The sequence below is a fragment of the Sphingomonas sp. Leaf22 genome (assembly GCF_001421715.1).
GTDB lineage: Bacteria > Pseudomonadota > Alphaproteobacteria > Sphingomonadales > Sphingomonadaceae > Sphingomonas.
Map to the genome: position 1 here is coordinate 222,448 of NZ_LMKP01000041.1, position 26,613 is coordinate 249,060.

Below are 26,613 nucleotides of genomic sequence, written 5' to 3' on the forward strand. Positions count from 1 at the left end.
TTCCCGCACGGCATTCGGACTTGATCGATATCAAGCGAAGGACCTGTCGACATGCGTGCGCTTACCCTCGGCCTCGTCGCCGCTGCCACCCTTGTTTCCGGATGTTCCGATTATGGCATGGGCGGCGGTGGTCCGCGCTATGCCGATGCCGGCTATGGCCGTTATGATTATGACCGGCCCGATCCGTCGTACAACGGATATGATGCGGCGCGTTATTATCGCGACGACCGGCGGTATCGCGAGCGCCGCCTGTCGCGCAACGACCGGGTCTATGTCGGGCAGGACGGCCGTTATTATTGCCGCCGCACCGATGGTACGACCGGCCTGATCGTCGGCGGTATCGCAGGCGGCGTACTGGGTTCGGCACTGCGTCCCGGCGGTTCGGGGCTGCTGGGTGCGCTGCTCGGCGGCGCGGCCGGGGCGGCCGGCGGTCAGGCGATCGACCGCAACAACGTACGCTGCCGCTAACCTCGTTCAGCCATTTCGACGTTCGATTGGCCCGCTCCCTTGCAAGGGGGCGGGTCGATCCCCATTTCCGCTTCGCTACAGTCGCAAATCGATGGTGTCCTGCTTTGCGGCATGTTCCTTCTTTCCCTGCTGTCTACGGCGCGGGTGATGGGCGTTCCGTCGCCTGCAAATCGAAAGGAACCTGCATGGCCACGCTTGGCACCGTAAAATTTTTCAACATGGACAAGGGCTATGGCTTCATCGCGCCGGATAATGGCGGCGAAGACGCTTTCGTCCATATCTCGGCCGTGGAACGCGCCGGGATGGTGACGCTGAACCAGAACCAGCGCGTCGGATACGAGCTGGAAGAGGATCGCCGCGGTCGCGTGAGCGCGGTGAACCTGACCGCCGCCGACTGATCGGTTCGTGGGTGCGGGCGGATCGTCCGCCCGCACCTTCCTCCAGCAAGTAAAAGGTCCCGCCCCCTTGGCTGACACCTCCGAAGCCTACCGCGCCCGTGCCGCCGTCGAACGCGCCAATGCCGATGCCGCGACGCTGGACAATGTCCGCGACCGTTGCCGCCGTGCCGAGCATGCGTGGACCGAAATGGCCGAGCGCGCCGAACGCACCACCGAGCAGCGCCTGATCCGCGAAGCCGCGACCGTTCGCCGGTCGGAAACGCTCGCCCACGATTGAACCTGCGCGTGGCCCGGTCGTTGGACCGGGTGATACACGAAAGGTACAATTGATGGCCAAGCATAAGAAACCAAAGCCCAAATCCCGCAAGGCAGGCGTATCGACGCTGCGGACCGTGGCGCTGGGTGTCGCAGGGATCGCCGTCGGCCTGTTCGGTGTGCTGCTTGCGCGGCGCAAGGCACCGGGCGAGGGTCATGCCGCACCCGATCTGGCACTGGACAAGCCGCGCGCTGCCGCAGGTGATCGTGCGCCCGAAGCCTTTCGTCCAGACCCGACTGCACCGGTACCGGCGTCTGAGCGCGAGGCGCTGCGCCCTGCGACGGGTCCTGCACCTTCGATCGTCGCGCCGCGCGGCAGCATGGCGTCGCAAACGGGGACCTGATGCCGCGAGCGGCGGTTCGATCAGCCGCCGAACCGTATTCCCAGCCAAAACGTCCGCGGCGATGCGCGTTCCACTACGCCATCGCCGCCGACCGCTGCTTCGATGCGGGCGTCGGTCACGTTTTCGGCCCGCCCCTGCACCGACAGTCCACGCGACAGCGGTACCGATAGGACCGCGTCAAGCGTGGTCGCATCGGCAAGACGGCGCTGGTTCGCATCGTCCTCATACTGGTCCGACACGTAGCGGAGCGTTGCCGCCGCTTGCCAGCCGGCGCGCCGCCAGCCGATCGTTGCCGAGCCGCTATGGGTCGGCGTCTGGGCCGGGCGCAAGCCATCGAGCACGCCGCCGTCGACGACCCGCGCATCGGTATAGGCGTAGGACAGGCGCGCTTCCCATTCCAGCCAGCCGGTCGATGCATCGAGTTCGGCCCCCCGCACCCGGACATGATCGAGATTGGCGCGACGGCGGAACACACCGGCCGCCGACACGAAGCCGACGCCCGGAAACACGCCGGGTCCGTTGGCGACGGTGACGTTGGCGATGGCGTCGCGCAGGTCGTTGGCAAAAGCGGTCGCGGCAATGCGGGTCCGGGCAGCGGGCCGGAGTTCCAGCCCGACCTCACCACCCCATAATGTTTCCGGCGACAGCGCGGCGTTGGCGGCAGTGGCGTCGGCACCGACCCGGAACGGGCGATAAAGTTCGTTCAGTGTCGGCAGCCGCCAGCCGCGATAGCCCGCCGCCCTTACTGTCACCGCCGGGTCCAGTGTCCACGCCACCCCCGCCCGTCCGGTCGGTTGCCAGCCACTGTGCGTGGCGAAACGTTGATCGGTAAGCGCCGTGCCGGTCAGCAATGACTCCTGTAATCGTCCCGTCGCGATCGTCCAGCGATCGATCCTGCCACCTGCATTCAGCACGACATCACCGGTAGCAAGGCTGGCGTCGGCGAACAGACCGCCGGTCGTGTTGCGTCCACCCGCGACCCGCCGCCGGGTCGGGTTGCCCGCGACATAGGTGTATAATTCCTGCGCTTCGCCGCTGACGACGCGCACGTCGCCCCCCAATCGGAACGACAGGCTGCCGAAATCGGGCGCAATCTCAGCCCGGCCGCCGATACCGGTTGCGGGAACATTATATTGGTCGAGCGTCAGCGCGGTCGTCACGCGGCCGGTCCCGACGCTGGCGAACCGACTGTCAAAGGCGCGAGTCTGGAGATAGCCGAGCAGCGACCAGCCGGTCGGTCCACGCCCGACCAGCCGGACGCTGGCATCGGCCCCTTCGCTGCGATTGTCGGTGAAATCGAGACCGCGGTCGCGACGGTCGGTGAAGCCGGACACGTTCGCCTGCAACTCGGTCGCCGCACCGACCTGCACCACCGCGCGGGCGGCGGCGCTGGCCTGTTCGAACGGGGCCGCACGGTCGGCGGGGCCACGACTGTCGGCCACGATGGGCACGAAGCCGTCGCCACGGGCATAGGCTCCCGACAGGGTCGCGAAGCCGCCGCTCCGCGTCAGTCCGGCAGAACCGCGCGCGTCGATCGATTCCCGGCTGCCATAGCTGAGCGATCCGGCGAACGGCGACAGGTCGTCCGGCGTCGCGCTGTCGAGTTCGATCGTGCCGGCCAGCGCGCCCGGTCCGGCGACGCCACTACCACCGCCGCGCGTCACGCGGACCCGGCCGAGCCGGTCGGTGGCGTAAGCGGGAAAGGCGACCCAGCCGCCGAACGGATCGGCCTGTGGCACACCGTCGAGCAGCAGGAGCGCGCGGCTCGACGCATTGCCGCCAAGGCCGCGCAGGGTGATGCCCTGGCTGGTCGGATTGGCGGTGCGCGAGTCCGATCGGCGAAATTGCTGGAGACCGGCGACGTTGCGCAGCACATCCTCGACCCGCCCGCTGGCCGAGGACAGAATGCGGTCACGGTCGATGGTGACGATGTCATAGACGCGGTCGCCCGGCGCATCGGCAAGGCCACGCCCGGTGACGACGATCTCCGGCGCGTCCTGTGCCGCCGCCGCGCCCGGCCACGCCGCCAATATCCATAGAAACCGCTTCACACCTGTCCCCCGATGGGACGATCAGACCGTGAAGCTTTCCCCGCACCCGCACGCGCCCTTGGCATTCGGATTGGCGAAGACGAAGCCCGCAGTGAAATCGTCCTCGACCCAGTCCATCGTCGAACCGATCAGGTAGAGGATCGATCCGCCGTCGACGAAGAAGGTCCCGCCCGGCGTTTCGATCCGTTCGTCCATCGGGTTGGCGGCAGTCACGTAATCGACCGAATAGGCAAGGCCCGAACAGCCGCGCCGGGGCGTCGACAGCTTCACCCCGATCGCTTGCGCAGGGGCCTTCGCCATCAGGTCCGCAACGCGCCGTTCGGCATTGGCGGTCAGGTTGATCGCGGCGGGGCGGACGCGCGTGGCCATTACAGCATTCCCAGTTCGAGCTTGGCGTCGTCGGACATTTTCTGCGGGTCCCATGGCGGATCCCAGACGAGATTGACGTCGGCGGTGGCGACGCCCGGCACTGCCGAGACGCGCAATTCGACCTCGGCCGGCATCGATTCCGCCACCGGGCAATGCGGCGTGGTCAGCGTCATCGTCACCGCAACATGGCCGTTGTCCACGACATCGACGCCGTAGATCAGGCCCAGATCATAGATGTTGACCGGAATTTCCGGGTCGAAGATTTCCTTGAGCGACGCGATGACCGCTTCGTACACGTCGCCGCCCGGCTCGCCCGCCGGCTGCGGTTCGGGCTTTTGCGCCAGGAAACCGTCGAGATAGTCGCGGCGGCGCGGCGGGGCTTCCTCCGCATCGGTCACGCGGGCGCGGGGCGGCGACGGCACCGCGCTGACCTCCTCGACATCGAAATGGCGTTCGTCGTTCATCCGAAAATCCTGCTTACCCGTTCCAGTCCGCGCACCAGCGCATCGACATCGGCCGGTCCGTTATACACGCCGAAGCTCGCCCGCGCGGTGGCCGGCACGCCCAGCACGTCCATCAGCGGCTGTGCGCAATGATGGCCGGCACGGATCGCGACGCGTTCCTCATCTAAGATGGTGCCGACATCGTGCGGATGCACCCCCTCCACCACGAAACTGACGATGCCGGCAGCGTCGTCGGGTCCGAGCAGCCGTACCGAATTGATCCGGCCGAGTGCGTCGCGGGTGGCGGTGACCAGCGCGGTTTCATGCGCATGGATCGCGTCCAGCCCGATGCCGTCGACATAGTCGATCGCGGCATGCAGCCCGAGCGCACCGACGATATGCGGCGTCCCTGCCTCGAACCGAGCGGGCGGCGGGGCATAGGTGGTGCGCTCGAAGGTCACGCGGTCGATCATCGCGCCGCCGCCCTGCACCGGATGCATCGATTCCAACAGTTCCGCGCGGCCCCACAGCACGCCGATACCGGTCGGGCCGTACAGCTTGTGCCCCGAAAAAACGTAGAAGTCGCAGTCGAGCGCGGCGACATCGACCGCCACGCGCGGCACTGCCTGACACCCGTCGAGCAACAGCTTAGCCCCGACCGAATGGGCGATGTCGGCGGCGCGGCGGCCGTCGAGCATCGATCCCAGCACGTTCGACACATGCGCCAGCGAGACCAGCTTATGCTCGGGCCGGATCATCGCCGCCATCGTGTCGAGATCGATCCGCCCGTCCGGCGTCAGCGGCACGACGTCGATTGCGACGCCAATCCGCTCGGCGACCAACTGCCATGGCACGATATTCGAATGATGTTCGAGCATCGACAACAGGATGCGGTCGCCGGCCTTCAGATGGCGTTCGGCCCAGCCCTGCGCGACCAGATTGATCCCCTCGGTCGCGCCACGCACGAACACGCATTCCTCTGGCGCGGCGGCACCGATGAACGTGGCGACGCGGCGGCGCGCTGCTTCGTACGCAAGCGTCATGTCGGCCGAGCGCTGGTACACCCCGCGATGCACCGTGGCATAGGTCGTGTCATAGGCGCGGGTGATCGCGTCGATCACCGGCTGCGGCTTTTGCGAGGTCGCCGCGGTGTCGAGATACGACCAGCCGGCGGGGATGGCGGGGAAGTCGCTGACGCGGTCGAGGGGGGTGGTTTCGCTCAAAGTGCTGCCTCCAGCCAGGCATCGGCATCGGCCGCGAAGGCTTCGCGCACGACATCCTCGCCGATCCGATCGAGCGAGTCCGCAACGAACGCCTTGGTCAGCAGTGCCTTGGCCCGGGCCTCGCTGACGCCGCGGCTGCGCAGGTAGAACAGCGCCTTCGCATCGAGTTCGCCGACCGTCGCGCCGTGCGCGCACTTCACGTCGTCGGCGAAGATTTCGAGTTCGGGCTTGAGGTTGACCGTGGCGGTCCGCTGCAACAACAAGCCCCGCAGCGACTGTTCGCCATCGGTCTTCTGCGCACCGCGGGCGACCTCGACACGGGCGGCGAGGCTCGCCTGGCTGCGATCGGCGGCGACCGCGCGCCATGTCTGGCGGCTCGATCCGTTGAGCGCGGCGTGGCGGACGGCGACGGCGCATTCCTGCCGCTGCGCTTCGCGGGTCAGCAGCGCGCCGCCGTAATCGACGAACGCGGCGTCACCATCGAGCGTAAGCTGCGCGTCGATGCGACTGCCCATGCCACCGGCGCCGAGGAACTGGGTGACGAGGCTCGCCGCCTCCCCCACCACCGCTTCGTCGCGGATCGACACGAAGCCATCCGACTGGAGCAGGCGGACGCTGCGCATCAGTCGAGCGCCGCGTTCGAGGTCGATCTGGGTCAGACGATTGGTCCAGCCGGTGCCGACATAGGTTTCGACGACCGATGCGACCGCATCCTCATCCAGCGTCAGCCGCGCGGGAAGATGGTTCTCCGCGCCGGTCGCGATGTGGACGATCTGCACCGGCTCCGCGATCTCGGCCGCCGACAGGTCGATCGACCAGCCCGCCGCACCCGATGCCTGCACGCCCAACGGGTGCGCGGTATCGAGAGTCAACGGCGACACCGCGACATGCCCCGGCATACTATGTTCGGGCGCATAAGCGCCGTCGAAGAACACGATCCGCGGGCCGGCAAGATCGAGCCAATAGCCATCGGCACTCGCCGCCACGCCGCGCACCGATGCCGCAGCGGCGGTCAGCGCGGCAAGGTCGGTCCAGCGGAACGCCTCTTGCGAGTTCGTGGGGAGCGTGGCCATTACGCCGCCACCGCTCCATAGCCTTCGCGTTCCAGCTCGTGCGCCAGTTCCTTGCCGCCCGACCGCACGATGCGCCCGTCGGCAAGGACGTGGACGAAGTCGGGCTGCACATAGTCGAGCAGGCGCTGATAATGGGTAATGAGGATCACGCCCTTGTCGGGACGGCGCATGATGCGGTTGATGCCATCGCCGACGATGCGCAGCGCATCGATGTCGAGGCCGCTGTCGGTCTCGTCGAGGATCGCCAGCTTCGGGTCGAGGATGCCCATCTGCACCATCTCGTTGCGTTTCTTCTCGCCGCCCGAAAAGCCGACATTCACCGGCCGCTTCATCATGTCCATGTCCATGCCGAGGCCATCGGCCTGCGCACGGGCGAGCTTCAGGAATTCGGCACCCGACAGCGGCTTTTCGTCACGGGCGCGGCGCTGGCTGTTCAGGCTTTCGCGCAGGAACTGGACGTTTGACACGCCGGGGATCTCAACCGGATACTGGAAGCCGAGAAACAGGCCGGCGGCGGCGCGGGCATCGGGATCCATGTCGAGCAGGTCCGCGCCTGCGAAGGTCACGCTGCCTTCGGTCACGTCGTACCCCGGACGCCCGCCCAGCACATAGCCAAGCGTCGACTTGCCGGCACCGTTCGGACCCATGATCGCATGGATCTCGCCCGCGTTCACGCTCAGCGACAGGCCCTTCAGGATTTCCTTGCCGTCGATTTCGGCGTGGAGGTTTTCGATCTTTAGCATGTTCCGTCCTGTTCGTGCGGGGCTGACCCGCGTATCTCAAAAGCTTAGGGCATCGTTCCCGCGACCGGTTCGGTGCCGAACTCGGCCTCGGCGGCATCCGGGTTGGTCAGCACCGCTTTCATCGACGCATCGATCTTGTCGAGCATGGCCTCATGCGCCTTCGCCACCTTCGCCCGCACCGGGGCGCAGGCCTTTGCCGCATCGTCGAAGATCGCGACGCGCGCGCCGGCTTCGGTCGGCGGCTTGGCCATGCGGGGATCGGTATTGATCCGCTCCGACAGGCAGTCGGCATAGGGCGCGGTCGGTGCGACCGCCTGTAGCGTCAGTGCGAGCAGGATCACCCCACCGACCCTTCGAGCGAAATGCCGAGCAGCTTCTGCGCCTCGACCGCGAATTCCATCGGCAGCTGTTGCAGGACTTCGCGGGCGAAACCGTTGACGATCAGCGCGACCGCTGCCTCGCTGTCGAGGCCACGCTGCCGCGCGTAGAACATCTGATCCTCGGAGATCTTCGACGTCGTCGCCTCGTGCTCGATCTGCGCCGAGGGGTTCTTTACCTCGATATAGGGCACAGTATGCGCGCCGCACTGGTCGCCGAGCAGCAGGCTGTCGCACTGGGTGAAGTTGCGCACGCCCTCCGCCGAAGGGGCAACGCGCACCAGCCCGCGATAGGTGTTGTCGCTGCGCCCCGCCGAAATACCCTTCGACACGATGGTCGAACGCGACCCCTTGCCGAGATGGATCATCTTGGTGCCGGTATCGGCCTGCTGCATATTGTTGGTGACGGCGACCGAATAGAATTCGCCGACGCTGTTCTCTCCGGCCAGCACGCACGACGGATATTTCCAGGTGATCGCCGATCCGGTTTCGACCTGCGTCCAAGATACCTTGCTGTTCTTGCCCTGACACAAGGCCCGCTTGGTCACGAAGTTGTAGATGCCGCCCTTGCCGTTCTCGTCGCCGGGATACCAGTTCTGGACGGTGCTGTACTTGATCTCGGCATCGTCCAATGCGACCAGCTCGACCACCGCCGCGTGCAACTGGTTCTCGTCGCGCATCGGCGCGGTGCAGCCTTCGAGATAGCTGACGTAAGAGCCCTTGTCGGCGACGATCAGCGTGCGTTCGAACTGGCCGGTATTCTCGGCGTTAATGCGGAAATAGGTCGACAGCTCCATCGGGCAGCGGACGCCCTCCGGGATGTAGACGAACGTCCCGTCCGAAAAGACCGCACTGTTCAGCGTCGCGAAGAAATTATCCCGCTGCGGCACGACCTTGCCCATCCATTTGCGGACCAGATCGGGATATTCGCGGATCGCCTCGCTGATCGAACGGAAGATGACGCCAGCGGCTTCGAGTTCCTTGCGGAAGGTGGTGGCGACCGAGACGCTGTCGAACACCGCGTCGACCGCGACCTTGCGGCTGCCCTCGACGCCGGCGAGCACCTTCTGCTCCTCGATCGGGATGCCGAGCTTTTCATAGACGCGCAGGATTTCGGGATCGACCTCGTCCAGCGAACCCAGCTTCGGTTTCACCTTGGGTTCGGCGTAGTAATAGGCGTCCTGATAATCGATCGGATCGATGTTCAGCTTCGACCAGTCGGGCGCTGCCATCGTCAGCCACAACCGATAGGCCTTCAGCCGCCAGTCGAGCATCCATTCGGGCTCGTTCTTCTTGGCGCTGATATAGCGGACCGTATCTTCGCTTAAGCCCTTGGGCGCGAAGTCCTGTTCGATGTCCGAGGAGAACCCCCACTCGTACTTCTTGTTCGCGGCGGCGAGCGCCTCGGCATTCTTCGTGGCCATCACACTACCTCTTGGGGCATTGCCCCGGTGTTCGCGAGTTGGGCGAGCGTCACGCCCGCCAGAGCACCCCGGACCACGGCGTTGACCGTGCCGGCATGGGGTCGGATCATGCAGTTCGTCTCCACCGCACAGTCGTGGCGCGCTGCATCGACGCAGGTGGTCAGCGCGATCGGTCCTTCGATCGCCTCGATGATCTGCGCCAGATCGATCGTGGCCGGCGTCCGCGCGAGGCGGAAGCCGCCACCGGTGCCGCGTCCCGTCTCGATCAGCCCGGCGGCCGACAGGCGGCTGACCAGTTTCTGCACGGTCGGCAGCGGCAGGCCGGTTTCCTCCGCCAGCATCGTCGCCGTCACCCGCGCATCCCCACCCCGCCGCGCGGTGGCGGCGAGCAGGACGACGGCATAGTCGGCAAGGCTGGAAAGGCGCATGTGTTCCTTAATCGGATCATTCCGGTCGGATTGGCATGTGGTCTTGGCGGGGCGATAGGTCAACCGGCTATGTTTCGATTAGTGTGATCGATTGCGGCAGGAAAAAGGGATTCGGTTTCACGCGAAGGCACGAAGGCCCGAAGAGAAAAAGGAAGAATGGTTCGCGCAGAGGCGCAGAGGCGCGGAGCGGTTACGCTGGCGGAAGTGCCTTGCCGCATCAGCGGCTTTGACGCCCGTGGCAGCCACAGGGGGTTGAGGTCTCGCTGACGCGAGACAGAGGTACGAACGCAACCACTCCGCGCCTCTGCGCCTCTGCGCCTCTGCGCGAAACACTTTCTTCTTCGCGCCTTCACGCCTTCGCGTGAAACCGAATCTTCCTTCCGCCGCTCCCGAACGGTAGAGCGCCCGACATGGCATGGTATCACCCGCTCCTCTTCGCCCTTGACGCCGAACGCGCGCATTCGTTGACGATCGCCATGCTGGAGGCGTGGGGCAAAGCCGGGACGCCGATGGCGGCAACCACCGACGACCGCCATGCGGTGACGGTCGCCGGCATCCGCTTTCCCAATCCGGTCGGGCTGGCGGCGGGCGTCGACAAAGATGCGCGGGCGGTCGCCGGTTTTCTCGGCCTCGGCTTCGGCTTTGTCGAGGTCGGAACGCTGACTCCCAAGCCGCAGCCGGGCAATCCCAAGCCCCGCATCTTCCGCTTGCCCGAGGACCGCGGCGTGGTGAACCGCCTCGGCTTCAACAATGGCGGGATCGACGCGGCGCTGGCGCGGGTCGCGGCGCTCGCCCCCCGTCCCGGCATCATCGGTATCAATGTCGGTGCGAACAAGGATTCGACCGACCGCATCGCCGATTACGGCACGGCGGTCGCAAAGGCCGCACCGCTGGCCGATTATGTCACCATCAACATTTCCAGCCCGAACACGCCGGGTCTGCGCGACCTGCAATCACAGCCCGAACTGGGCCAGTTGATCGCCGCCAGCGACGCGGCCCGTCATGTCGGGAGCAAGCGGGTTCCGCTGTTCCTGAAGGTCGCGCCCGACCTGTCGCGCGAGGGCATGGAGGTTGCGGTCCGCGCGGCGATCGACGGCGGGGTCGACGGGCTGATCGTATCGAATACCACCATTTCGCGTCCCGATACGCTGCGATCGGCGAACGCGAAGGAGACCGGCGGATTGTCGGGCGCGCCGCTCGCGTCGCTGGCGCTTGCCAAGCTGATCGAGGCGCGCGAGATCGCGGGCGGCGCGATCCCGCTGATTTCGGCGGGCGGCGTCGGGTCGGCGGACGAAGCGCGGCGGCGTTTGGATGCCGGGGCCAGCCTCGTCCAGTTGTACAGCGCGCTCGTCTATGAAGGCCCCGGCCTCGCCCGGCGGATCGTCGACGGATTGTGAGCCGGCTGTTCCGGCCGCTGCTCGCCAATGCCGGGTTCGGGCGGCGGGTCATCGCCTGTATCGGTGCGGCGATCGGCATCGCGCTGACCATGGTCGTCTGCGCGCAGGTGCCGTGGATCGAGGGCGACCTGCCGATCATCGTCGCGCCGCTCGGGGCGTCGGCGGTGCTGGTATTCGCGGTGCCGGCCAGTCCGCTGGCGCAGCCATGGCCGGTAGTCGGCGGCAACATCCTGTCGACGCTGGTCGGCGTGGCGGCGTTTCAGGCGATACCGAACCTGACCGTCGCCGCCGGGGTCGCGGTCGGCTGCGCGATCCTCGTCATGTCGCTGTGCCGCTGCCTGCATCCGCCGGGCGGGGCGGCGGCGTTGACGGCGGTGATCGGCAGTGCGGGCATCCATGATGCCGGCTATGCCTTTGCCTTCGCGCCGGTCGGGATTAATTCGATCGCGCTGGTGTCGATCGGCATGTTCTATCACCGGATGACGGCGCTTTCCTACCCGCACGAGCCTGCTGCTCCGGTCGCTATCGCGGCGGCGGCCGAGCCGGGCGGGATTCGGCCGGAGGATATCGACGCTGCGCTGGCCGAGACACCGGATGCGTTCGATATCGCGCCGGAGGATCTGACGCTGCTGCTCGAGCGGGCGGAGCATTTCGCGCGGGTTCGCTGGAAGAAGTAGGGGTTCGCGCGGAGGCGCGGAGACGCGGAGGGGGTCGCGTCACAGGCGACCCTCATCCGCGTCAGCGGCCTTATACATCGTGGCAACGCGAGATAAGGTCTGCCGATCGCGACCGGCTTGCCCGCTGCGCAACCCCTCCGCGCCTCCGCGCCTCCGCGCCTCCGCGCGAACCCCTCCTGCTTCTTCTTTGCGCCCTTGCGTGAACCTACCTTCTTTTACTCGACGATCACCTTGCCCTCACGCCGCGGATCGAAGCCGCCATCGATCTTCCCGTCCCGCACGATGACTCCATGCAGCCCCGAATCCTCCCCTTGCCCCGGCTGCAACCGGATGCCCTTCGCCGCCAGCGCGCTGAGGATCTGCGGTGAGAATTTGGTCACCTCCCCCTGAAAACCGTCGCCGCGCGCGACGAGGTTGGGCAGCGACAGCGCGTCCTGCATCGGCAGCTTCCATTCGACCGCGCCGATCAGCGACTTGCCGACATAGGCGAGAATCGCATTGCCGCCCGCCGACCCCAGCGCGCCCGCGAATTTGCCCTGACGGTCGATCATCACCAGCGGCGTCATCGACGAACGCGGCCGCTTGCCCGGCGCGACCGCATTCGCCGCGGCGCGGCCCTGCGCGTCGACGGGGGAGAAGGCGAAGTCGGTCATCTGGTTGTTGAGGAAGAAGCCGTCGACCATCCGCCCGCTGCCGAAGATGCTTTCGACCGTCGTCGTCATCGACACGACATTGCCCGCCGCATCGCCGACGATGAAGTGCGACGTTCCCGCCGGTTCGCGCGTCGTGTCCGCCGCCGCCGTGACCACGCCCGCCGGCACGCCCGCGACCGGGGCCGGTCCGGCAGTCGCCCCGATCAGCTTCGCGCGCGCCGACAGATAGGCCGGGGCCAGCAGCCCGGCGACCGGCACGTTCACGAATTTCGGATCGCCGACATACAGGTCGCGATCGGCATACATCAGCCGGCTCGCCTCGGCGAACAGGAACCAGCTTTGCGGATCGTTCGGCCCGCGCTGATCGATATCGGTGCGGCCGAGAATGCCGAGCAGCTCGATCAGCCCGATCCCGCTGCTGGGCGGCGGCGGGGTGCAGACGATATAGACGCGCCAGTTCGCGCATAGCGGGTCGCGCTTCACCGCGCGGTAGGCGGCGAGGTCGGCGAGCGTCATCGTGCCCGGCAGCGTACCCGTGGTCGTGCGCGCGACGATGCGTTTCGCGGTCTCGCCGGTGTAGAGCGCGTCCGGCCCCTGCTTCGCCAGCCGCTTCAGGAAATCGGCATAGGCGTCGTTGGTGATCCGGTCACCGGTGGTGGCGAGCGCCCCGCCCTTCCCCTTGAAATAACGCCGGACATCCTCCGCCTGCAACTCCGGGAAACGGCCGGTCAGGAACCGGCCGAGGCGCGGCGAGATGACGAAGCCCTTGCGCGCGGTCCGTTCGGCGTCGTCGAACAGGTCGGCCCAAGCGAGCGTCCCGTGATCGGCATGCGCCTGTCCCAGCATCCGCACCGCGCCGGGCACACCGGTCGCGCGGCCGCCGAGCACCGCTTCGGCGAAGGGCAGCGGCTTGCCGTCCGCCCCCAACAGCATCGTCGGCGATGCCCCGGCGGGTGCGGTTTCGCGCCCGTCATAGATCTCGACCTTGCCGGTCGTGACGTTGAAATAGGTCATGAACGCGCCGCCGCCGATACCGGAGCTTTGCGGTTCGACCAGCGACAGCATCGCCTGCACCGCGATCGCTGCATCCACCGCGCTGCCGCCCCGGCGCAGCACCGCCATGCCCGCCTCGCTGGCCAGCGGATTGGCCGTCACGACGAATTTCTGCTGCACGCCCGCCACCGGCGCGGCGGCGGTGGCCGGGGTCGCCACCTGCGCCTTGCCGAACGGCAACAGGTTGCATCCCCCCAGCGACACGGTGGCGAGCAGGGCGGCAGCGATCGTCGATTTCCTCATGGTCGCCGTGTCTACCCAAGACGATCCGCCGCGTCACCCGCGTTCGGACATTGCCGCGGCCGCGGCACCTGCCTACCTTGCCCGCAGGAGAAGGACGACGAATGGCCCGGCAGCTCGAACGATTCCCCAATCTGGTCGCGATGTTCTTCGCGCGGGCGCGCGAGCGTGGCGACGCGCCGTTCCTGTGGACCAAGACCGGCGGCCAGTGGATGTCGACCAGCTGGACCGAGGCTGCGCGCCAGGTCGCGGCATTGGCGACTGCGCTGAAGGCGATCGGGCTGAAGCGCGGCGACCGGGTGATGCTGGTCAGCGAAAACCGCCCCGAATGGTGCATTTCCGACCTCGCCATCATGGCGGCGGGGTGCGTGACGGTGCCGACCTATGTCACCAACACCGTCCGCGACCATGGTCATATCATCGAGAATTCGGGCGCGTGCGCGATCATCGTGTCGACCGACAAGCTGGCGCGCGTCATCTTGCCCGCTGCGCTGCGCGCGACCAATTCGTCGGAAAAGATCATCACGATCGAACCGATTCGCACCGCGCAGCAGGGCAGTCTGGAATTCCACGACTGGCACGACCTGATCGCCCGCCACCCCGCCGATCCGGCAAAGGTCGCGGCAGACGCGGACTTCGGCCGCGACGATCTGGCCTGCATCATCTACACCTCGGGCACCGGAGGCAGCCCACGCGGAGTGATGCAGCATCACGGCGCGATCCTGCATAACGTCAATGGCTGCGCCACCGTCATCGCCGAGGATTTCGGATGGAGCGACGAAATATTCCTGTCGTTCCTGCCGCTCAGCCATGCCTATGAGCATTCCGCGGGACAGTTTTTCCCGATCGGGCTGGGCGGGCAGATCTATTACAGCGAGGGCCTCGACAAGCTGGCCAGCAATATCGAGGAGGTGCGCCCGACGATCATGGTCGTGGTACCGCGCCTGTTCGAAGTATTGCGCACGCGGATCAGCAAGGGCGTGCAGAAACAGGGGCGACTGTCGTCGTGGCTGCTCGACCGCGCGATCGACATCGGCAACCGGCAGAACGGCCTGCGGCTGACCGACTATCCGGCGAGGCTGCTGGTCGATCGGTTGCTCAAGCCCAAGATCGCGCAGCGGTTCGGCGGACGGCTGAAGGCGATGGTGTCGGGCGGCGCGCCGCTCAATCCCGATGTCGGCAATTTCTTCGAGGCGATGGGGCTGTGCCTGCTTCAGGGCTATGGCCAGACCGAAGCCGCACCCGTCATTTCGTGCAACCGCCCGGCGGCGGGGATCGAGATGGACACGGTCGGTCCACCGCTGGCCGAAACCGAGGTTCGCATCGCCGGGGACGGCGAAATCCTGGTGCGTGGCGAGCTGGTCATGCACGGCTATTGGCGCAACGAGGCCGAGACCGCTCGCGTGCTCAAGGATGGCTGGCTGCATACCGGGGACATCGGCGAGATCGACGCCAAAGGCCGCATCCGCATCACCGATCGCAAGAAGGATATCATCGTCAACGACAAGGGCGACAATGTCGCGCCGCAAAAGGTCGAGGGGATGCTGACCCTGCAGGACGAGATCGCGCAGGCGATGATCGCGGGCGACCGACGACCCTATATGGTCGCGGTGATCGTGCCCGATGCCGAATGGACCCAGCAATTCTGTGCGAAGGGCGGTGCGCGCTGCGACTTTGCCCGGTTGCGCGCGGACAGCGAGTATCGCGCGGCGCTGGGTGCGGCGGTGGAGCGGGTGAACAAGGACCTGTCGGTCACCGAACGCATCCGCCGCTTCATCATCGCCGACGAACCCTTTGCGATCGAGAACCAGCAGTTGACGCCGAGCCTTAAGATTCGGCGGCATGTGTTGAAGGACGTGTATGGCGAGCGACTGGATGCGCTGTACCGGGGATGAGGAACTGGCTTTTCGTGTGCAGCCGCAACCGGCTGCGCAGCCCGACCGCCGAATCGATGTTTAGCGAGTTGCCCGGCACCGAGACGGCGTCGGCCGGCACCAGTCCCGATGCCGACAATCCGCTGACCGGCGAACTGATCGAATGGGCCGACACGATCTTCGTGATGGAACGCGTGCATCGAACGCGGGTCCAGCGACGGTTTCGCCGGTATCTGGGCGGCAAACGGGTCATATGCCTTGATATTCCGGACGAATATGCCTGCATGGACCCGGCGCTGATGGCGTTGCTGACCAAACGCATGGCGCGGTTCGTGTGACGCCGGGCAGCCAAAGGTCACAAAGGTCACACTCGTACGCAATTGTTTCGGTATGCGGCTTGGTGCGCCGCCCGCTCCCGGAACGGGCCGGCGATCGCGCACCAGTGCGCGCGATGGATCGACGTTGCGAAAGAGCGTTTGTCGACGATGCCATCGACCTGACGCTGTAGGAAAGCTTTAACCATCTTCTGACATCCCCGACGCTGCCGGCGATGCGAGGGAGCCAGACCATGCTGGACGCGATCACGAACCGTTCCTTGGCGACCGATCCGTTGCGGACGACCGCCCCGCCGGCCGTTGGCGCAGGGTTTGCCGCTGCGTTCCGCTCGGTAGTGGCAGGGCATGGCGAACCGGCCGCTGGTCGGACCAGCGAGCCCGAGCGCAAGACCGCGACCGAAGACGCGGATCGCACACGGCTGGACGAGGCGGTCGCGGCGTTCAAAAAGGAATTGTCGCTGACCCCGGCGCAACGGGTTCGGCGGGACGTCCTGAAATCGATGAACGTGACCGAAGCGGCGATCGAGGCGCTGCCGCCCAAGGAACGGGTCGAGATCGAACAGAAGGTTGCGATGGAAGTCGCTCGCCGGATGAAGATCATGCAGGGTGGTTCGGCGACCCCTGCCACGATGGCGTCGCTGCTCGGCTGAGCCAACGAACGGTTGATCCCCCGACCGTTCCTCCCATATGACCGCTTCGAATGCTGCATCGCAGCAAGGAGCGTGACCGTGACCCCGACCCGTAACCCAGCCCTCGTTCATCTCGCGCTCGCGCTCGGCGGTTTCGCGATCGGGACGACCGAGTTCGCGACGATGAGCCTCGTGCCGTTCTTCGCGCCGGGACTTGGCATCGACGAACCGACGGCAGGGCACGTCATCAGCGCCTATGCGCTGGGGGTGGTGGTCGGCGCGCCGTTGCTGGCGGTGCTGACCGCGCGGATGGCACGGCGGACGGTGCTGATCGCCTTGATGGCGTGTTTCGGGGTCGCCAATGCGGCGAGCGCGCTCGCCCCTACCTATGAAGCGATGTTGGTTGCGCGGTTTTTCAGCGGGTTGCCGCATGGGGCCTATTTCGGGATCGCGGCGCTGGTCGCGGCCTCGCTGGTGCCGGCGGAGAAGCGGACGCAGGCGATCGGGCGGGTCATGCTCGGGCTGACGACCGCGACGATCGTCGGGGTGCCGCTGGCCAATGCGCTGGGACAGGCGATCGGGTGGCGCTGGGGCTTCGGGGTCGTGGCGGTGCTGGCCGCGGCGACGATGGCGATGGTCGCGTGGGTCGCGCCGCGCGATCGACCCGACCGGTCGGCCAGCCCGCTTGCCGAACTGAATGTCCTGCGATCGGGCCAGTTGTGGCTGACGCTCGGCATCGGTGCGATCGGGTTCGGCGGCATGTTCGCGGTCTATACCTATCTCGCCTCGACGCTGATCGAAGTGACCGGCGCGGGACCGGCGATGGTGCCGGTGGTGCTGGCCGTGTTCGGCATCGGCATGACCGTCGGCAATCTGGTCGTGCCGCGGTTCGCCGACCGGGCATTGATGCCGACCGCCGGCGCACTGCTGCTATGGAGTGCGGCGACGCTGGCGCTCTATCCGCTGGCGGCGGGGCAGTTGTGGTCGATGCTGGCGATCGTGTTCCTGATCGGTATCGGCGGCGCGCTCGGCACCGTGCTCCAGACGCGGTTGATGGACATTGCCGAACATGGTCAGAGCCTCGCCGCATCACTCAACCATTCGGCGTTCAATACCGCCAATGCGATCGGGCCATGGGCCGGCGGGCTGGCGATCACGGCGGGCTATGGCTGGACCTCGACCGGGTTGGTCGGCGCGGCGCTGGCGCTGGGCGGGTTTGCGATCTGGGGGTTGGCGGTGATGGCCGGTGCGCCGGTTCGGACGCGGGCGACGGCTGTTTAAGAAGAAGGATTGGTTCACGCAGAGGCGCGGAGGCGGGGAGGGGTTGCGTTCGCTGCTCCGTTACCCGCGACAGCGGCTTCGACGCGCGGCTATCCCGTTGCATGAGGTCTCCCGAACGCGGGACGATCTCAAATAGCGCTACTCCTTCGCGTCTCCGCGTCTCCGCGCGAACCAATTCTTCTTTGCGCTTTTTCGTGAACCAGTTCTTTTCGAAGGGGAGCGTCTATGGACACCCCCCTCCACCATCCTGCGGATGGTCCCCCTCCCCGTGCCGGGGAGGAGCTTTATTTTTTCTCCGGCAGGACCTGCATCGACCAGTCCGTTGACGGCACCAGATATTTCGCTGCCAGCGCCTGCAACTCCTCGGGCGTGGTGCCGCGAATGTCGTTGATGATGCCGGGGATCGCCGCCAGCCGCGCCGGATCAACCGTGCCGCCCTGCGTCTGGTTCATCCAGAACATGTTGCCGCTCGACATACGGGCGATCAGCTGGATCACCGGCAGCTTGGCGCGGTCGAGTTCGTCGGCGGGCACCGGCGTCCTGACCAGATCGGCGGCGAGTTCGCGGGCGAGGTCGAAGAAGAAGCCGGTACGGTCGGGCGGCACCAGGCCGATCGCCATGATCCGCCCGCCGCCGGGCAGGCCGACCGGCCAGTTATTGTCGACGTTCGGCGAATAGCTGACCCCCGCCTGACTGCGCAATCGGTCGAGCAGCCGGTCGCGGAACACCGCAGCCAGCACTTCCAGCTTGCGGCTTTCGGTCAGACCGGCGCTGCCGCCGCCGGTCGGCCAGGCGATCGCCGCCGCCGCCTGATTGGGCTGGCCGCCATGGGTGCGCGTCACCGGTTGCGCGACGTGCGCGGGAAAGCGGACCGGCGGCGGCGGGGTGGCATCCGCCGGGCGCTTCGCCATCGCGCCGATCGTCGCGGCGACCGCGTCGATCGCCGCCTGTTGCGGCACGTCGCCGAACACCTGCACCTCGACCGGGCCGGTGGCGAGCAGCGGCTGCCAGAACGCCTTGAAGCTGGCCGAGGTCAGCGCCTCGATATCCTTGCGGTCGGGGCTGACCCAGCGCGCGTCGCCGGCGTGCAGCAGTCCTTCGAGATCGCGGCCCATGACGCCATCGGGCGAAGCGCCGAGCGCGTCGTAGCTGGCCAGCATCACCGCCCGTGCCCGTGCCACCGGCTTGGGGTCCCATGCCGGCGATTGCAGCTTGGCCGCGATCAGCTTCAACTGATCGGTCAGGTCGGCGGCGGTGGTGGTGCCGGCCAGGATGAACGCGTCGTCGTCGATACCGAACGACAATCCCATCTGCCGCCCGCCGGTCAGCCGGTCGAGTTCTTCCTGCCCCAGCGCGCCCTTCGGCGTCTGGATACCCGAGGCGACCAGCGCGAGATCGGCGGCGAAGGCCGGGGTGCGGCGATCGGTCGGCAGCGCGTTCAGCCCCCGGCCGAACCGGACCCGGACATAGACCTTGCCCGTCTCCGATTCATTGGGGAACAGCAACAACGACGATCCATTGGCGAAATCGACGCGCTCGACCGGGGGATCGGGCAGCGCCATGCTGCGCGTGGTGATCGTGCCGGGCTTGCCGAGGGGGCCAAGCCGGTCGAACCCGATCGCCGCCTGTCCGCCACGCCGCGCGGCGGTACCGGCGACCTTTTCGGTCAGCGCGGCGGTCAGCTTCGCCTGCGTCGTCGGATCAGGGGTGCGGGTGTTGACCAGCGCGCGGGTCGCCGTGCCCTCGAACACCTTCTTCGCCGCTGCCTGCACGCGGGCGGGGGTGAAGAACTTCCTGGTCACCGCGCCTTCGAAGATACGCAGCGACGTTTCCGGCCCGGCGACCGTTTCGCGGATGTCGGTCGCGGCGATCAGATTGTCGGCGAGCAATGCCCCCGCCGTCACCGGCGCGGTGCGGACCTCGTTTTCCATCCCGGCGCGGATTTCGGCGACCTCGCGGTCGATCTCGGCCTGGGTCGGGGCGGTGCGGATCGCGTCGGCGATCGCCTGCCGAACGTCGCGCAGCGCCGCCGCCCAGTCGTCGCCCAGCGGCAGGATCGACACCTGCGTGATGTTCGCCGACCGCGATACGTCGTCGAGATTGGCACCGGCGGAGATGAAACTCCCCCCGCTGCGCGCCCGGCTCTCCAGCCGCCGGTTGAGGATGCGCAGTGCGATCTGGTCGATCATCCGCTCCTGATTGAACAGGATCGTATCGTCGCCAACGGTCCACGGCCGCAGCACCGCCATTTGCAACAGCGTCGGGATGGTCGGTTCGCTGACCGTCGCCGCGACCGGTTCGTTGGCCTTCGGTGATCCGAATTTCGGTTCGGCGGGGGCCGGACCGGTGCCGCCCCATGCGGAAAAATGCTTCTTGACCATCGCTTCGAGGATCGCGGGATCGGCGTCGCCGGCGATGACGACGATCGCCCGGTCGGGCCGGTACCAGCGGTCGTGGAACGCCTTCACGCTGGCGGCGGTGGCGGATTGCAGCGTTTCGACGTTGCCGATCGGCGAACGGTCGGCGATTGGCTGTCCCGCGAAGAACAGTGCGCGGGTCGCGTCGCCCAGCCGCACCTGCGGCCCGGGCTGCTCGCGCTGTTCGGACAGGACGACCGGGCGCTCGGCATCGAGCGCCGCCTGGCTAAGCGTCGGTTCGGTCATCATCCCCGACAGGATCTTCATGCTTTCATCGAGGCCGGTCGGCGTCGCGGACGGCAGGTCGAGCTTGTAGACGGTCTGGGTAAAGCTGGTCGACGCGTTGCTGTCCGACCCGAAGGTGACGCCCAGACGCTGCCACACCCGTTTCGATTCGCCGTCGGGGACGTGGACCGAACCGCGGAACGACAAATGCTCGATCAGATGGGCGAAGCCGCGTTCGCCGTCGGTTTCCATCAGCGATCCCGCACCGATCGCGACCCGGATCGCCACCTGCCCCGGCGGTACGCCGTTCTTGCGCACGGCATATTTCAGGCCGTTGGACAGGACGCCGTACGTCCATGTCCGGTCGGGCGGAATGTCGCTGCCCTTGAACAGCCACGGGGTGTCGGGTCCCTGCGCCACCGGTTCGAGCGGGGGAAGCTGGCGGACCGGTGTCGGCGATGCGGGAGGGGTCTGCGCCGCAAGCGGCGCGGCGATCAGGGCCAGGGTCGTGAACGCGCCCGTGGCCAGACGGAACGAAGATACCATGCGTCGAGGTGTAGCGTCGTTGCAACGCTCCGACCAGTATCGACACACGACGCGAAAGATAAAGCTGTTCGGGTCGCCCGGTTCAGCTTCGGGTCAGCTTGGCGTCAGCGATCCTCGCGCCGGAGATACAAATACGAATCGTCGAACTCGGCCGTCGCCTTCAGGCCGGGCAGATCGTTGATTGTCACGCGTTTGCCGCGCAGGTCGACCAGCCCGCGTTCGCGCAATTCACGCAGCGTGCGGTTCACGTGCACCGGGGTCAGCCCGGTACAGTCGGACAGGTCGGCCTGGGTCAGCGGCAAGGCGAAGCCGGTGTCGTCGGCCTGCGCGATCAACATCAGCCGGACATGGAGTTCGCAGATCAGATGGGCGATGCGCTGGATCGCGTTGCGCCTGCCGAGCGACAATTCCCATTCGCGGTGGATCGCGGCGTCGAGCGCGGTCAGGAACCAGTATACCCGCGCCAGATGCGGCTGGGTTTCGGTGATGTCCTTCAGCTTGGCATGGGGGACCAGCACGACGCGGCACGGCGTCAGCGTCATGACATTATGGTCGAGCTGCTTGAGCGAGAAGCTGTGCAGGTCGAGAAAGTCGCCGGCGACGTGCAGTTCGGTGATCTGCCGCTCGCCACCCGGCAAATCCTTGTACCGGCACATCAATCCTTCGAGCAGCAGCGTGCTGGAGTGCAGGCGTTCGCCGGCATGGATGCAGGTATGATGCGCCGCCAGCGACCGCACCTCGCCGAGCGAGTCATAGATAACCCGCTCTTCTTCCGCCGAGATCGTGTCGCGCGCGCGCAATTTCGCCAAATGCGTCTCGATCACCGGCACTGTCCCCTTTTGTCGTTGCCGGGGTCGTACAGGAGCGTAACAATCGAGGCAACGCGCGGTGGCAACCGTGAACGCAGCGTTTCGCGGTACGCCCTTGATCCCCCGTCCGCCGGTCGCCAAATGGGCGGCATGTTGATCGAAACGGAATCGACGCCCAATCCGGCGACGCTGAAATTCCTGCCCGGGCAGGTCGTGATGGACGCGGGCACCCGCGATTTCGCCAGTCCCGAAGAGGCCGAGGCGTCGCCGCTCGCCACGCAGCTGTTCGCGCTGGGCGATGTCGTCGGCGTGTTCTTCGGCCGCGATTTCGTGTCGGTGACCAAGGCACCGGGCAGCGAATGGGCCGACCTGAAACCCGACGTGCTGGCGTTGATGCTGGATCACTTCGGCGGGCGGATGCCGTTGTTCAACCCGACGGGCAGCGCAGGCTTTTCGGTCGCGTCCGACGAGCCTAGCTTCACCGACGATCCCGCCGATGCTGACATCGTCGAACAGATCAAGGAACTGATCGAGACCCGCGTCCGCCCGGCGGTCGCCAATGACGGCGGCGACATCGTCTATCGCGGGTTCGATCAGGGCAAGGTCTATCTGCAATTGCAGGGGGCCTGTTCGGGCTGCCCGTCCTCCAGCGCGACGCTGAAGAACGGGATCGAGCAGTTGCTCAAATATTATGTCCCCGAAGTCACGGAGGTTCGTGCAGTCTGATGCCAAAGCTAGACGATCAGGCGCTCGACACGCTGTTCCGCAGTGCGCGCACGTTCAATCATTATACCGACCAGCCGGTGGCCGAAGCCGATCTGGCCGCGATCTGGGACCTGATGAAATGGGGTCCGACCAGCGCCAACCAGCTACCGGCACGGATCCTGTGGTGCACGTCGACCGAGTCCAAGGAAAAGCTGGCGGCCTGTGCCACCGGTACCAACCCCGACAAGATTCGCGCCGCACCGGTGACCGCGATCATCGGCATGGACACCGAATTCCACGAGCACCTGCCCGAGCTGTTCCCACATGCCGACGCCAAGGCGTGGTTCGACGGCAAAGCCGACCTGCGACAGGCATCGGCGTTCCGCAATTCATCGTTGCAGGGCGCGTATCTGATCCTCGCGGCGCGCGCGCTGGGCCTCGATACCGGACCGATGTCGGGCTTCGATGCCGGCGCGGTCGACAAGGCGTTTTTCGCCGACACGCCGGCGGTCCATGCCAATTTCATCACCACGCTGGGCTATGGCGACCGCGAGACGCTGTATCCGCGTTCGCCGCGTCCCGATTTCGCCAAGTTCAACCGGGTCGTCTGACCACCACGTGCGAACGCTCGTCATCGAAACCGCCACTGCCGCCTGTTCGGTCGCGTTGATCGACGACGGCGTGGTGATCGCCCGCAATCATGTCGTCGTCGGGCGCGGTCATGCCGAGCGGTTGGTGCCGATGATCGCCGCCCTGCCCGAACAAGGTCGGGCCGATGCGATCCTCGTCGATTGCGGGCCGGGCAGCTTTACCGGCGTCCGGGTCGGGCTGGCTGCGGCACGCGGGCTCGGCATCGGCTGGGGCGTGCCGGTGCACGGATATTCGTCGCTGGCGTCGATCGCCGCCGCCGCACTGTCCGTACAGCCGGGCGAGGCGATCGTCGCGGTGCTCGACGGCGGCCATGGCGAGGTGTTCCAGCAGGGGTTCGACGGGGCGCTCGTCGCCGATGGGCCAGCCGTGTCACGCAACCCCGCCGATGCGGTCGCGGCGTTGCGGGGACGGCGCGTCGTCGGTCAGGGCCTTGCCCGGCTCCGCACGGCCGACCCCGCCCTGCCCGATTGCGACCGCCTGCCCGACGCCGCCGACGCGGTCTTGCTGAGCATCGATCAGCGCAGCCTGCCCCCCGCCCCGCTATATGGTCGCGCGCCCGATGCGGTGCCGAGTGCGCGCGCATGAGCGACGTCCGTAGCGACATCGCGCTGGCGACCGGAACCGCCGCCGATATCAACTCGGTCGACCGGGTGATGCGGGCGGCATTCGATCCGCGTTTCGGGGAGGCATGGACCCCGTCGCAATGCCTCGGCATGTTGTCGCTGCCGGGCGTCTGGCTCACCTTGGCGAGGGAGACGGGGCCGGTGATCGGCTTCGCACTGACCCGCGCGGTCGCCGACGATGCCGAACTGCTGCTGCTGGCGGTACAGCCAGAGGAGCGCGGACGCGGCATCGGGCGGGCGCTGCTGCAACGTGCGATGGCCGATGCGCAGGTGCGGGGTGCCGCGCGTCTGTGCCTCGAAATGCGGGCGGGCAATGACGCGACCCGGCTCTACACCAATGCCGGGTTCGTCAAATGCGGGGAGCGTCGCAACTATTATTCCGGGCGTAGCGGCGAGCGTTTCGATGCCCATACCTATGTCCGGTCGTTTCCCGCGCCCGTTCCGGCAGCGACGCCGATACGGGTCGAATGACGTCGGCGATATTCTAAAAAAGCCGGGAATATTGTTGCACCGCCCCCATTCTGGTCCGATAGCAACGGCGGCCGCCGGTGCGGTCGTGTAACGAGGGAAGAGCATGACCATTCTTGCGGAGCGCGACGACACGCTCATTGCCCTGACGGCGGATATCGTGGCCGCCCATGTCGGGAATAATCATGTCGAGGTCGGTGATATCGCCGTCCTGATCCGCAGCGTACATGACGCGTTGAACGATCTGGGCACGCCGGCCGAACCCGCCGCCCCGCCCGCCGAACCGGCAGTGCCGGTGCGGTCGTCGGTGAAGCCCGACTATATCGTCTGTCTCGAGGATGGGCGGAAGCTCAAGATGCTCAAGCGTCACCTGATGACGCATTACAATCTGACGCCCGAACAGTATCGCGCCAAGTGGAACCTGCCTGCCGACTATCCGATGGTCGCCCCCAATTATGCCGAACAGCGCCGGACGCTGGCCAAGAAGATCGGTCTGGGCACCCAGCGCCGCGTCCGTTGACGGTGCGGGTGCCGGCGTCGGTTCGCGCCGATGGCGGCACCCGCGCCACTTAGCGGCTTTCGCTCGACGGCAGGGCGCGTTAGTGTCGGGCCATATCCTCAAGACGTACAGGACCGCATGCCCCGCAAGATCGACCTCGAAGCACTTTGCCACCAAAAAGGGCTGCGCATCACCGAACAACGCCGCGTGATCGCGCGCGTCCTGTCCGAAGCCGATGACCATCCCGATGTCGAAAAAGTGTATGAGCGCGCATCGGCGATCGATCCGGGTATCTCGATCGCCACGGTCTATCGCACGGTCCGCCTGTTCGAAGAGGCCGGCATTCTCGATCGGCATGATTTCGGCGACGGGCGCGCGCGCTATGAACCCGCCCCAGAGGCGCATCACGATCATCTGATCGACGTCGAAAGCGGCCGGGTGATCGAGTTCGTCGATCCCGAACTGGAATTGTTGCAGAAGCAGATCGCCGAACGGCTCGGCTTCCGCCTCGTCGATCACCGTATGGAACTCTACGGCGTCAGCCTCGAACGCAAGGGCTGATCCCATGCCGCTTGGTGCGCGCCTGCGATTGACGGTGCGTGCGGCGGCGATGCTTGCGACGCTGCTGCGCTATCTGCTCCTGCACGGGTTGTGGCGACTGGTCCGGCTGCGATCCCCTTGGCCGCCGCGGTTTCTGGGCGCATTGGCACGGGCGGTCGGGGTACGGACGACGGTGGTCGGCACCCCAGTCACGCGCGACGTGCTGTACCTTGCCAACCATCAGAGCTGGATCGACATCCTGGCCATCGCCGGAGCCAGCGGCAGCGCGTTCGTCGCCAAGGGCGAATTGCGCGATGCGCCACTGGTCGGATGGCTGTGTACGCTCAACCATACGCTGTTCGTCGATCGCGGCGACCGGCTGGGCGTGGCGCGGCAGATCGATACGCTGCGGCAGGCGCTGCTCGCCGATCATCCGGTGACGGTGTTTCCGGAGGGCACGACCGCACGACCGGGCGAATTGCTGCCGTTCAAGGCGGCGCTGCTCGGCGCGGTCGATCCGCCGCCGCCGGGCTTGCGCGTACAGCCGGTCTATCTCGATTACGGCGACGCACGCGATGTGGCGTGGGTCGGGGACGAAGCGGGGACGGCGAATGCGGCGCGGGTCCTTGCGCGGTCGGGGCGGATCGGCTTGACCATCCATTTCCTGCCGGCCTTCGATCCGGCGGGTCCGGGGCGCAAGGCGGTGGCCGCGCGGGCGCGGGACGCGATCGCGGCGGCGATGGGCGCATCGGTGTCGCTGGTACCGTCACCCGGGACTTAATCGAGACCTCTACGAAAGTACTGAATTCTGGCCCTTTGCCGTACCCCCGCGCAGGCGGGGGTCCAGGGTTCCCAGCGCTAGCCGTTGTTCTGCTTGGCTCTGGACCCCGCCTACGCGGGGACTGTTTACACGAGGCGCGTTTTGGATTCTTCTGTGTTCCTTTGATTTGGGACGGGGAGGAYAGGATGCGTTGTCCAGCGTGCGAGGGGACCGACCTGATCAAGCGGGGCCGCAAGTCGGGCMATCAGCGCTATGTGTGCCGGGCCTGCGGTCGATACTGCACYGACAGCCAGCCCAGGTTCAGTGCCGAGACGAAAGCTTTGGCGATCGAGATGTACATGAATGGCATGGGCATCCGGGCGATCGGCCGGGTGCTGGGWGCATCGCCGGCGGGKGTSCTCAAATGGATCCGCAAGGAGCATGCGACGCTRCARGWSAARCTKGCRCAWGCCGCTCCGGTCGACACCGGGGWRGCCGACGTCATCGAGATGGACGAGATCTAYACCTACGTCCAAAAAAACGGCAGCGAGCGGTGATCTGGACGGCGTACAGCC

30 protein-coding genes are annotated in these 26,613 nt (G+C 66.7%); 18 read left to right on the forward strand and 12 right to left on the reverse strand.

Annotated features, from left to right (window positions below; genetic code table 11):
* The first annotated feature begins 51 nt into the window (after window positions 1-51).
* From ASE70_RS14775 to ASE70_RS14790, 4 genes are all read left to right on the forward strand, one after another.
* Entirely contained in the window at window positions 52-468 is a 417-nt protein-coding gene (locus ASE70_RS14775; RefSeq protein ID WP_056395205.1) for a glycine zipper 2TM domain-containing protein, read from the forward strand.
* Window positions 469-653: 185 nt separating this feature from the next.
* Window positions 654-866 carry a cold-shock protein gene (locus ASE70_RS14780; RefSeq protein ID WP_056395204.1) on the forward strand — a complete coding sequence of 71 codons (213 nt, stop codon included), beginning with the start codon at window positions 654-656 and terminating at the stop codon, window positions 864-866.
* A 67-nt stretch (window positions 867-933) separates the two neighbouring features.
* Window positions 934-1,143, forward strand: coding sequence for a hypothetical protein (locus ASE70_RS14785; protein WP_056004559.1), 210 nt, complete (start codon window positions 934-936; stop codon window positions 1,141-1,143).
* Between the two features lie 52 nt (window positions 1,144-1,195).
* Entirely contained in the window at window positions 1,196-1,525 is a 330-nt protein-coding gene (locus ASE70_RS14790; protein ID WP_056395202.1) for a hypothetical protein, read from the forward strand.
* 20 nt (window positions 1,526-1,545) lie between these two features.
* On the opposite strand, the gene ASE70_RS14795 is transcribed toward ASE70_RS14790, so the two are convergent.
* From ASE70_RS14795 to ASE70_RS14835, 9 genes are read right to left on the reverse strand one after another with little or no spacing between them, the layout of a single operon-like run.
* Window positions 1,546-3,576, reverse strand: coding sequence for a TonB-dependent receptor (locus tag ASE70_RS14795; RefSeq protein WP_056506331.1), 2,031 nt, complete (start codon window positions 3,574-3,576; stop codon window positions 1,546-1,548).
* Between the two features lie 21 nt (window positions 3,577-3,597).
* Entirely contained in the window at window positions 3,598-3,945 is a 348-nt protein-coding gene (locus ASE70_RS14800; protein WP_056506334.1) for a HesB/IscA family protein, read from the reverse strand.
* A complete protein-coding gene (locus tag ASE70_RS14805; protein WP_056506337.1) occupies window positions 3,945-4,409 on the reverse strand; it encodes an SUF system Fe-S cluster assembly protein in 465 nt (154 codons plus the stop codon). Before ASE70_RS14805 ends, ASE70_RS14800 begins: the two co-directional genes overlap by 1 nt.
* Complete coding sequence (locus ASE70_RS14810) at window positions 4,406-5,611, reverse strand: cysteine desulfurase (protein WP_156356290.1); 1,206 nt, start codon at window positions 5,609-5,611, stop codon at window positions 4,406-4,408. Before ASE70_RS14810 ends, ASE70_RS14805 begins: the two co-directional genes overlap by 4 nt.
* The gene (locus ASE70_RS14815) at window positions 5,608-6,684 is read right to left on the reverse strand and encodes a SufD family Fe-S cluster assembly protein (protein WP_056506340.1); all 1,077 of its coding nucleotides are present in this window, start codon (window positions 6,682-6,684) and stop codon (window positions 5,608-5,610) included. The genes ASE70_RS14810 and ASE70_RS14815 overlap by 4 nt, the downstream gene beginning before the upstream one ends.
* Complete coding sequence (sufC, locus tag ASE70_RS14820; protein ID WP_056506343.1) at window positions 6,684-7,427, reverse strand: Fe-S cluster assembly ATPase SufC; 744 nt, start codon at window positions 7,425-7,427, stop codon at window positions 6,684-6,686. The genes ASE70_RS14815 and sufC overlap by 1 nt, the downstream gene beginning before the upstream one ends.
* Window positions 7,428-7,471: 44 nt before the next feature.
* Window positions 7,472-7,768 carry a hypothetical protein gene (locus ASE70_RS14825; protein WP_056506346.1) on the reverse strand — a complete coding sequence of 99 codons (297 nt, stop codon included), beginning with the start codon at window positions 7,766-7,768 and terminating at the stop codon, window positions 7,472-7,474.
* Window positions 7,765-9,228 carry a Fe-S cluster assembly protein SufB gene (gene sufB / locus ASE70_RS14830; protein WP_056506351.1) on the reverse strand — a complete coding sequence of 488 codons (1,464 nt, stop codon included), beginning with the start codon at window positions 9,226-9,228 and terminating at the stop codon, window positions 7,765-7,767. The genes ASE70_RS14825 and sufB overlap by 4 nt, the downstream gene beginning before the upstream one ends.
* Complete coding sequence (locus tag ASE70_RS14835; RefSeq protein ID WP_056506355.1) at window positions 9,228-9,656, reverse strand: RrF2 family transcriptional regulator; 429 nt, start codon at window positions 9,654-9,656, stop codon at window positions 9,228-9,230. The genes sufB and ASE70_RS14835 overlap by 1 nt, the downstream gene beginning before the upstream one ends.
* A gap of 410 nt (window positions 9,657-10,066) precedes the next feature.
* Between ASE70_RS14835 and ASE70_RS14840 the strand changes: the two genes are divergently transcribed.
* Window positions 10,067-11,053, forward strand: coding sequence for a quinone-dependent dihydroorotate dehydrogenase (locus ASE70_RS14840; protein WP_056506357.1), 987 nt, complete (start codon window positions 10,067-10,069; stop codon window positions 11,051-11,053).
* On the forward strand, window positions 11,050-11,730 hold the full coding sequence (locus ASE70_RS14845; RefSeq protein ID WP_235519979.1) for an HPP family protein: 681 nt from the start codon (window positions 11,050-11,052) through the stop codon (window positions 11,728-11,730). The genes ASE70_RS14840 and ASE70_RS14845 overlap by 4 nt, the downstream gene beginning before the upstream one ends.
* A 215-nt stretch (window positions 11,731-11,945) precedes the next feature.
* On the opposite strand, the gene ASE70_RS14850 is transcribed toward ASE70_RS14845, so the two are convergent.
* The gene (locus ASE70_RS14850) at window positions 11,946-13,679 is read right to left on the reverse strand and encodes a gamma-glutamyltransferase family protein (RefSeq protein ID WP_056506360.1); all 1,734 of its coding nucleotides are present in this window, start codon (window positions 13,677-13,679) and stop codon (window positions 11,946-11,948) included.
* A 101-nt stretch (window positions 13,680-13,780) separates the two neighbouring features.
* Between ASE70_RS14850 and ASE70_RS14855 the strand changes: the two genes are divergently transcribed.
* The 4 genes from ASE70_RS14855 (at window position 13,781) to ASE70_RS14870 (ending at window position 17,795) form a co-directional block, all read left to right on the forward strand.
* Window positions 13,781-15,571, forward strand: a complete 1,791-nt coding sequence (locus tag ASE70_RS14855) for an AMP-dependent synthetase/ligase (RefSeq protein WP_056506363.1) — start codon at window positions 13,781-13,783, stop codon at window positions 15,569-15,571.
* Complete coding sequence (locus tag ASE70_RS14860) at window positions 15,568-15,888, forward strand: low molecular weight protein tyrosine phosphatase family protein (protein WP_056506366.1); 321 nt, start codon at window positions 15,568-15,570, stop codon at window positions 15,886-15,888. Before ASE70_RS14855 ends, ASE70_RS14860 begins: the two co-directional genes overlap by 4 nt.
* Before the next feature lie 230 nt (window positions 15,889-16,118).
* The gene (locus tag ASE70_RS14865) at window positions 16,119-16,535 is read left to right on the forward strand and encodes a hypothetical protein (RefSeq protein WP_056506369.1); all 417 of its coding nucleotides are present in this window, start codon (window positions 16,119-16,121) and stop codon (window positions 16,533-16,535) included.
* Window positions 16,536-16,613: 78 nt separating this feature from the next.
* On the forward strand, window positions 16,614-17,795 hold the full coding sequence (locus ASE70_RS14870) for an MFS transporter (protein WP_156356291.1): 1,182 nt from the start codon (window positions 16,614-16,616) through the stop codon (window positions 17,793-17,795).
* A gap of 284 nt (window positions 17,796-18,079) precedes the next feature.
* On the opposite strand, the gene ASE70_RS14875 is transcribed toward ASE70_RS14870, so the two are convergent.
* The gene (locus ASE70_RS14875) at window positions 18,080-20,983 is read right to left on the reverse strand and encodes a M16 family metallopeptidase (RefSeq protein WP_056506373.1); all 2,904 of its coding nucleotides are present in this window, start codon (window positions 20,981-20,983) and stop codon (window positions 18,080-18,082) included.
* A 104-nt stretch (window positions 20,984-21,087) separates the two neighbouring features.
* Entirely contained in the window at window positions 21,088-21,807 is a 720-nt protein-coding gene (locus tag ASE70_RS14880) for a Crp/Fnr family transcriptional regulator (RefSeq protein ID WP_056506859.1), read from the reverse strand.
* 135 nt (window positions 21,808-21,942) lie between these two features.
* Between ASE70_RS14880 and ASE70_RS14885 the strand changes: the two genes are divergently transcribed.
* From ASE70_RS14885 to ASE70_RS21120, 8 genes are all read left to right on the forward strand, one after another.
* A complete protein-coding gene (locus ASE70_RS14885) occupies window positions 21,943-22,518 on the forward strand; it encodes a NifU family protein (protein WP_056395667.1) in 576 nt (191 codons plus the stop codon).
* Window positions 22,518-23,108 carry a malonic semialdehyde reductase gene (locus tag ASE70_RS14890; RefSeq protein WP_056395169.1) on the forward strand — a complete coding sequence of 197 codons (591 nt, stop codon included), beginning with the start codon at window positions 22,518-22,520 and terminating at the stop codon, window positions 23,106-23,108. Before ASE70_RS14885 ends, ASE70_RS14890 begins: the two co-directional genes overlap by 1 nt.
* A gap of 7 nt (window positions 23,109-23,115) precedes the next feature.
* A complete protein-coding gene (gene tsaB / locus ASE70_RS14895) occupies window positions 23,116-23,733 on the forward strand; it encodes a tRNA (adenosine(37)-N6)-threonylcarbamoyltransferase complex dimerization subunit type 1 TsaB (RefSeq protein ID WP_056506375.1) in 618 nt (205 codons plus the stop codon).
* Window positions 23,730-24,242 carry a GNAT family N-acetyltransferase gene (locus ASE70_RS14900; protein ID WP_056506378.1) on the forward strand — a complete coding sequence of 171 codons (513 nt, stop codon included), beginning with the start codon at window positions 23,730-23,732 and terminating at the stop codon, window positions 24,240-24,242. Before tsaB ends, ASE70_RS14900 begins: the two co-directional genes overlap by 4 nt.
* 103 nt (window positions 24,243-24,345) lie before the next feature.
* Window positions 24,346-24,759 (forward strand): MucR family transcriptional regulator, encoded by a 414-nt coding sequence (locus ASE70_RS14905; RefSeq protein ID WP_056506381.1) that lies wholly within the window; start codon window positions 24,346-24,348, stop codon window positions 24,757-24,759.
* 117 nt (window positions 24,760-24,876) lie between these two features.
* Window positions 24,877-25,299, forward strand: coding sequence for a Fur family transcriptional regulator (locus ASE70_RS14910; protein WP_056395161.1), 423 nt, complete (start codon window positions 24,877-24,879; stop codon window positions 25,297-25,299).
* A gap of 4 nt (window positions 25,300-25,303) precedes the next feature.
* Entirely contained in the window at window positions 25,304-26,059 is a 756-nt protein-coding gene (locus tag ASE70_RS14915; protein ID WP_056506383.1) for a lysophospholipid acyltransferase family protein, read from the forward strand.
* Between the two features lie 185 nt (window positions 26,060-26,244).
* A complete protein-coding gene (locus ASE70_RS21120; RefSeq protein WP_443024897.1) occupies window positions 26,245-26,595 on the forward strand; it encodes an IS1/IS1595 family N-terminal zinc-binding domain-containing protein in 351 nt (116 codons plus the stop codon).
* The last annotated feature ends 18 nt before the right edge of the window (window positions 26,596-26,613 follow it).

What these genes read in the sequence shown, in the direction of transcription:
- ASE70_RS14775 (WP_056395205.1), top strand. Translation starts at nt 52, where the DNA reads ATGCGTGCGCTTACCCTCGGCCTCGTCGCCGCTGCCACCCTTGTTTCC.
- ASE70_RS14780 (WP_056395204.1), top strand. Translation starts at nt 654, where the DNA reads ATGGCCACGCTTGGCACCGTAAAATTTTTCAACATGGACAAGGGCTAT.
- ASE70_RS14790 (WP_056395202.1), top strand. Translation starts at nt 1,196, where the DNA reads ATGGCCAAGCATAAGAAACCAAAGCCCAAATCCCGCAAGGCAGGCGTA.
- ASE70_RS14800 (WP_056506334.1), bottom strand. Translation starts at nt 3,945, where the DNA reads ATGGCCACGCGCGTCCGCCCCGCCGCGATCAACCTGACCGCCAATGCC.
- ASE70_RS14805 (WP_056506337.1), bottom strand. Translation starts at nt 4,409, where the DNA reads ATGAACGACGAACGCCATTTCGATGTCGAGGAGGTCAGCGCGGTGCCG.
- ASE70_RS14815 (WP_056506340.1), bottom strand. Translation starts at nt 6,684, where the DNA reads ATGGCCACGCTCCCCACGAACTCGCAAGAGGCGTTCCGCTGGACCGAC.
- sufC (WP_056506343.1), bottom strand. Translation starts at nt 7,427, where the DNA reads ATGCTAAAGATCGAAAACCTCCACGCCGAAATCGACGGCAAGGAAATC.
- sufB (WP_056506351.1), bottom strand. Translation starts at nt 9,228, where the DNA reads ATGGCCACGAAGAATGCCGAGGCGCTCGCCGCCGCGAACAAGAAGTAC.
- ASE70_RS14835 (WP_056506355.1), bottom strand. Translation starts at nt 9,656, where the DNA reads ATGCGCCTTTCCAGCCTTGCCGACTATGCCGTCGTCCTGCTCGCCGCC.
- ASE70_RS14840 (WP_056506357.1), top strand. Translation starts at nt 10,067, where the DNA reads ATGGCATGGTATCACCCGCTCCTCTTCGCCCTTGACGCCGAACGCGCG.
- ASE70_RS14850 (WP_056506360.1), bottom strand. Translation starts at nt 13,679, where the DNA reads ATGAGGAAATCGACGATCGCTGCCGCCCTGCTCGCCACCGTGTCGCTG.
- ASE70_RS14855 (WP_056506363.1), top strand. Translation starts at nt 13,781, where the DNA reads ATGGCCCGGCAGCTCGAACGATTCCCCAATCTGGTCGCGATGTTCTTC.
- ASE70_RS14860 (WP_056506366.1), top strand. Translation starts at nt 15,568, where the DNA reads ATGAGGAACTGGCTTTTCGTGTGCAGCCGCAACCGGCTGCGCAGCCCG.
- ASE70_RS14865 (WP_056506369.1), top strand. Translation starts at nt 16,119, where the DNA reads ATGCTGGACGCGATCACGAACCGTTCCTTGGCGACCGATCCGTTGCGG.
- ASE70_RS14875 (WP_056506373.1), bottom strand. Translation starts at nt 20,983, where the DNA reads ATGGTATCTTCGTTCCGTCTGGCCACGGGCGCGTTCACGACCCTGGCC.
- ASE70_RS14885 (WP_056395667.1), top strand. Translation starts at nt 21,943, where the DNA reads ATGTTGATCGAAACGGAATCGACGCCCAATCCGGCGACGCTGAAATTC.
- ASE70_RS14890 (WP_056395169.1), top strand. Translation starts at nt 22,518, where the DNA reads ATGCCAAAGCTAGACGATCAGGCGCTCGACACGCTGTTCCGCAGTGCG.
- ASE70_RS14900 (WP_056506378.1), top strand. Translation starts at nt 23,730, where the DNA reads ATGAGCGACGTCCGTAGCGACATCGCGCTGGCGACCGGAACCGCCGCC.
- ASE70_RS14905 (WP_056506381.1), top strand. Translation starts at nt 24,346, where the DNA reads ATGACCATTCTTGCGGAGCGCGACGACACGCTCATTGCCCTGACGGCG.
- ASE70_RS14910 (WP_056395161.1), top strand. Translation starts at nt 24,877, where the DNA reads ATGCCCCGCAAGATCGACCTCGAAGCACTTTGCCACCAAAAAGGGCTG.
- ASE70_RS14915 (WP_056506383.1), top strand. Translation starts at nt 25,304, where the DNA reads ATGCCGCTTGGTGCGCGCCTGCGATTGACGGTGCGTGCGGCGGCGATG.